Source organism: Streptomyces palmae, assembly GCF_004684805.1.
GTDB classification, from domain to species: domain Bacteria; phylum Actinomycetota; class Actinomycetes; order Streptomycetales; family Streptomycetaceae; genus Streptomyces; species Streptomyces palmae.
In genome coordinates this window covers 1-5,964 of record NZ_SRID01000410.1, presented here as the reverse complement: position 1 = coordinate 5,964, position 5,964 = coordinate 1, and the positions used below count along the sequence as shown (strand labels likewise).

General features: G+C 64.9%; 3 protein-coding genes. 1 reads left to right on the top strand and 2 read right to left on the bottom strand.

The genetic code is table 11. From position 1 onward, the window contains the following. Positions 1 to 350 precede the first annotated feature (350 nt). On the top strand, positions 351 to 2,474 hold the full coding sequence (locus tag E4099_RS27990; protein ID WP_135341917.1) for an ATP-binding protein: 2,124 nt from the start codon (positions 351 to 353) through the stop codon (positions 2,472 to 2,474). Between the two features lie 31 nt (positions 2,475 to 2,505). On the opposite strand, the gene E4099_RS27985 is transcribed toward E4099_RS27990, so the two are convergent. Together E4099_RS27985 and E4099_RS34595 are read right to left on the bottom strand one after the other, a co-directional pair. After that, positions 2,506 to 3,108 carry a hypothetical protein gene (locus E4099_RS27985; RefSeq protein ID WP_135341916.1) on the bottom strand — a complete coding sequence of 201 codons (603 nt, stop codon included), beginning with the start codon at positions 3,106 to 3,108 and terminating at the stop codon, positions 2,506 to 2,508. Beyond that, on the bottom strand, positions 3,105 to 5,964 hold a 2,860-nt coding region (locus tag E4099_RS34595), incomplete at its 5' end, for a phage tail protein (protein WP_425348280.1). The genes E4099_RS27985 and E4099_RS34595, both read right to left, overlap by 4 nt.

The following is a 5,964-nucleotide window of genomic DNA, read 5'->3' as shown; positions in this document are numbered from 1 at the left end:
ATCTACACTTATGCGATCGTCGGAAGCGTCAGAGGTGTATAAGAGACAGGCCCCGCGGCCCGCGACACGGACGCCACCAACTCGCAAGGGACCGGATGAGCACCGAGCGGTTCGGCACGGACGGCGCGTACGGTCCCGACGGAGACCCGCACGGAGTACCGGGACCGGACACATACGGCGCCCCCGCGCCCGACACACCACCACCCGGCGGCTTTCGGAACGCCCCCGCGGCAGACCCTTCCCTTGGTCCTCGCACAGGCATGAGCACCGTGCCCGGTGACACCGGTCTCCCACTCGACGCGCAGAGCGGGAGCCGGCCAGTGGGCACCACACCAGACGACCCCGAACGCATGACTGATGAGGCCGACAGCTCCGGACACCCGGCCGCAGGCTGGTACGCGGGGCATGGCGGGCCCGCGCCGGACGGCGACCCGGGCCTGCGCCACCTCCTGCACCGCGCCGCCCTCGTCGAGGAACGCGTACGGCGGGCCGTCGACGCCCGCCAAGAGACCGACCCCGCCCCCGACGACGCCTTCCGCGGCCTCTACCTCAGCGATGAGACCGTCCGCCGCCTGCTCGACCACGGCCGCTCCATCGCCGCCCCCGACGAGTCGGACGCCGCCCAACGTGCCCGGATCGAGTCCGAGGCCGCCGGTGCCGTACCCCCCACCCGCCTCAACACCCTCGTCACCACCTTCGAACTCACCGCCCTCGACATCGAGATCCTCCTGATCGCCCTGCTCCCCGACCTGGACGACCGCTTCGAGTCCTTCTACGGCTACCTCAACGACGACGTCACCCGCCGCCGCCCCAGCATCGGCCTCGCCCTGGGCCTGTGCGGCCTGTCCGCCGCCGACGCACCCGCGCGCAACCGCCTGCACCCGCGGTCGCCGCTGCGCGCGGGCGGCCTCCTCCTCGTCGAGGAACCCGACCGGCCCTTCCTGGCCCGCGCCCTGCGTGTACCGGACAGGGTCACCGCCCACCTGCTCGGCGACGACACCCCCGATCCGCGGGTCACCGATCTGCTCAGCCCCCACCCGGAAGTCCCCGGCGTAGGCGACCCCGAGGCCCTCGCCCGCGCCCTGGCCGGCGGCGTCCACCTGGCCTACCTCCGCGAGGACCAGGGCGGCGCGGGTACGGCGCTGGCCGCCGCCGCGCTCATCCGCTCCGGCCGGGGAGTCCTCGGCGTCGACCTCGAACGCCTCGCCGCCGACCCCAACCCCCCCGAGGCCATCCGCATCCTCGCCCGGGAGGCCCGGCTCACCGGGTCCGGACTGGTATGCGCCCCTCTCGACGCCCTTACCCGGGAACACGCCACCGTCATCCGCCTGGTCGCCGACACCCCGCTGCCGGTCATCCTCACCGGCCGCGCGCCCTGGGACGCCGCCTGGTCCACCCGCCCACCGCTGCTCCTCCACGCCCCGCGCGTGGAACCGGCCGCCCGGGTCGCCCTGTGGACCCACGCCTACCCCGGCGCCCTCCCCACCTCCCTCGACCTCTCCCGCACCCTGTCGCCCTTCCTCCTCACGCCCGACCAACTCACCCGGGCCGCCCGCAGCGCCGCGCAGTCCGCCCTGCTGGACGGCGGTGAACTGACCCCCGACCACATCCGCGCCGGCGCCCGCGCCCAGAACGCGGCCGGCCTGGACCGCCTGGCCCGCCGCATCGAACCCGCCGTCGGCTGGGACGACCTGGTGCTGCCGCCCGACCATGTCTCCCAACTCCGCGAACTCACCGCGCGCGCCCGCCACCGCGACATGGTCCTGGGGGAGTGGGGCATGCGGCCCGGCGGCGGCCGGGGCCGCGGCGTCACCGCCCTCTTCGCCGGCGACTCCGGCACCGGCAAGACGATGTCCGCCGAGGTCATCGCGGCCGACCTGGGCCTCGACCTCTACACGGTCGACCTGGCCACCGTCATCGACAAGTACGTCGGCGAAACCGAGAAGAACCTCGAACGCATCTTCTCCGAGGCGGCCGGCATCAACGGCGTCCTCCTCTTCGACGAGGCCGACGCCATCTTCGGCAAACGCTCCGAGGTCAAGGACGCCCACGACCGCTATGCCAACGTCGAGAGCGCCTACCTCCTCCAGCGCATGGAGTCCTTCGACGGCCTGGCCATCCTCGCCACCAACCTCCGCGCCAACCTCGACGACGCCTTCACCCGCCGCCTGGACCTCATCATCGACTTCCCCATCCCCGACCCCGAACAGCGCCGCGTGCTGTGGGACCGCTGCCTGGGCCCCGTCCTGCCCCGCGCCACCGACCTGGACCTCGACTTCTGCGCCGAGTCCTTCGAACTCGCCGGCGGCAACATCCGCTCGGTAGCCGTCACCGCGGCGTACCTGGCGGCCGAGTCCGGGGCCCCGGTAACCATGGCCGACCTCATCCACGCGGTACAGCGCGAATACCAGAAGCTGGGACGGCTGACACTGGCGTCGGAGTTCGGGCCGTATATGGACCTGCTGGCTGGTTGAAAAACGTTCACTTGCTCACCGGGGCACGTGCTCAAAGAGCTTGCGCATAGGCATCCAGATACGCTGCGAGCAAGGCAGGTAATGACCTGTGCATGTCATGTTCAAATAGGCAGTATCGGTCAGTTACCCAAAGGCCAGGAGTGGTCCATGTGGCACCAATCCGTGTTGCGATGTCTTTTTTCCCGAAAACTCCGCCCCCGGGGTCATTGTCGGGGTCTGCCCGCCAAATGCGGTAACGGATACTCTCGATCGCGCCAGCGGCATTCAGGGACTCAACTCTGCGGGCGGTCTTGGCTCCACGTTCGACGTTGAGAAGAAAGACGTAGGGCATGATCTCACTGAGATCCAGTGACCAATTAAAGGAAATGAGCTGGGCTACAGATTCTTCACAGATCATGAGGTTGGAGTTTTGCTGTCCGTGCATCTCGTCCGCGTAAATCACCCGAATTGGCTGCTGGCTTATTTGACTCATGGCGTCAGCGAAGGCGTCGATCTGTTCGAAGTTGCGAATCGCGATCTCTCTGTGATCGTCGTTCTCGTCGCTGAACTCGACTGCATTACGCCAGTCAGGATTTAGGACGATAACGGATCCGGCGATCCCCCGTGAACGAAGAATTGCCTCTGCCGATGTCATGCTGGACCAAACGGCTCGATGGTCAGCCGCACATCGAAATCCATCAGCATTTTCTCGCTGCGGGATACGCCGTACTGTTTGAGTAGATCTTCATGGTGTGCCACAACCTCGGCTCTTCTTCGCTGACTTGCCTGCTGCTCATAGTGCCGCATCAGCTCGCCGATGGTGCGCGATTCGCCGCCGATTACTTCGGCAGACTTAATTCTGCCGCCAGCTTGAATTATTATCGTCTCAACATAGGAGACTGAGTGAGTGGCTAGAATCGCCTGATTTAGATCGATGCCTGGCTTTATTTTGAGCTGGTCATGTAATTGTAGAATTGCGGTGATATTTTCCACAGTGTCCAAGGTGACACTCTTTATGGTGCCGTAGACCTTGCGGCTCTGTCGTAGTTGGCGCTCGGCTTCTGGTTCCAGAGTTCCCGACATTCCCTGGCGCCTGCGCTCCGCCTTTACCTCCTTCACTGCGAGGCTGCCGGCGTATTCTTCGAACCGGCGCATCTGGCGGAGATTTACGTACGTCACCAGTGGAGTTCCTTTTCCTGGGGCAAGGGGGACTCCTGGGGCCTCGATCCATCTCTTGTTTGCCGGGATGGCATCGAGAAAATGTTCCTTCATGGCAACGTCGTTCGTTTTAAGGCCGAAGGAATTCTTCACATGGCCGGTGGCCTTTACTTGTTTGCCGTCCATGAGTCGGACCTCTGTCGTGATTTCCACGGCATCATTGCGGGGAGGTCCTGGCTGCGTGTCTCCCTTGAACGAAAATGACTCGATTCCCTTTTCGTTCGGGTCAATGCTTTCGAATAGTCCGGGAATGGGTTTTGTTACCCGCTTCCCAGAGGGATTCACTTTTCCTTGGACATGGACAAGTTCATTGTTGCCTTGCTTCCCGTCGTGTACGAGTGATAGCTCCTTCATTCCATAGCGTTTCCGAATCGCCGCGAGCTTAGGCGTTATCTCCTTTCGGGTGAGCCCGCGTTGAACCAATGCATCTGCCGCATCGAGTCCGGCGTTCAAATCGGCCTGTTTCTTGGCCTCGTCCCTGGCGTCCGGCCGCTTTCCATTCGGTTTCTTGTCGCTCGGCTTTCCGCCCCTTGAATCTTGATTCCTGTCTTTTCGGCGGAGTTTCGCCCAGAGCTTCTTGCCCGTCTTGGCGATGAAGTCGACGATTTTGTCGATGGCGCGGTTGACGGGGCGGGAGACGGCGTGGAAGACGCTTTTGACCTTGGCGGCGAGGTTGCCGATGCCGAGCAGGGAGGCGAGGAAGCCGATGAGGAGGGGGATGCTGGCGGCGAGGGCGCCTTCGACCATCTTGGGGACGCCTGCCGCACCACCACCCGCGATGGCGACGACCGCGTCGAGTACCGCGTTGACGAAGTCGATGATCTGGGCGCCTTGGTTCACCACGAAGGTGACGATGTCGATGATGCCCTTGACGGCGCGGACGAAGGCGGAGGCGGGGTTGAGGAGGGAGAGGATCCAGGTGATGCCCGCGATGATGACGGTGGGGATCAGGTAGGTGGTGAGCTTGGACAGGATGGTGGACTTGAGGTCGCCGACCTCGGCGGAGATCTCCTTGACCGCGCCGGCCGGCCCCTCGCGGACCAGGGCCTGGGCGATGGGGACGGAGGACTCCACCGTGCTCATGGCCTGGTCGGGGACGCCCTTGCGGGTGACGCGGGCGCGGATGTTGGCCCAGGTCAGGCCGAGTAGGGAGGCGATGAGCTGGATGATGCCCTTGAGGTCGAACTTGGCCGGTAGGTCCAGGCCCGCCTTGACGGCGGTGCCCAGCAGCCAGGAGACCAGGCCCTTCTTCAGGTGGTCGGCAATGTTGGTGATGAACTGCTGCAGACCCGCGCCGACCGCCCTGACGAGGTTGCCCAGGAAGCCGATCGGATCCTTGATGATCTTCACGATGGCGCCGGCAGCCTTGGCCAGGATGCCCATCAACAGGTTCTTCAGCTCGTTGATGGTCTTGATGACCCCGACGATCGCGTCCTTGGCCTTGTCGATCAGCCCCTTGTTGGCCTCCTGAAGCTTCTTGATCTCCTCATCGATCTTGTTCAACGCCTGGGTGTACTTCGTCGCCAGATCCTGGACCAACTGCTGGGACTTCTCGTTGACCTGGGAATCGAGGTCGTCAAACTTCCCCGCGAAATCCTTCGCCGCCTCCTGCCCGAACTTCTTCAAGTCGGCGGGGAGTTTGTCGACCTCGGCCTTCAGCTCGTTGCGGCCGGTGGCGATACGGGCCTTCGCCTTCCCCAACTCCACGCCGATGGTGTCGGCGATCGAGGAGATCACGCCCTGCATCCGGGTCACATACAGCTTCCGCGACTCCTGATAGAGCTGGTTCGCCTCCGCGGGCAGACCCTTGAACTTGTCCTTGACCCAGCGCAGCTTCCCGGTGAAACCCGAGTACCGCTTGTCCTTGTAGGCCTTGATCCGACGGGACTGGTCGGCCATGAACGCGTCCCGGGCCGCCTTCTCACCCGCGGTGAACTGCTGGTCCACCTTGGTGTCCAGACCCGCAAGGATCTGCTCGACATCCTTCTTCGTCGCATCGAAGACCTTCTGCAACTTCGACGTGACCTGCTGCCGCTTCTCCTCGTCCTTGGACTTGGCCTGACCCTTGCCCCCGTCGATCTGTTTGCCGGCCGCGGCCCGGGTGGCGGTGAGTGCGGTCATGGCCTGCGCGCCGGAGGCGGCGGCACCGGACTTCGCCGCGGCCAGCTGCTGAGCCTCGGCGCCCCGGGCCTGGGCGGGGGCCTTGGCCGAATGCTCCTCGGACTTCTTCTTCTCCGACAACGCCTGGTCGAACGCCGGCTCATTGCCCTTCTTCAGCTGCTCCTCGGTGACA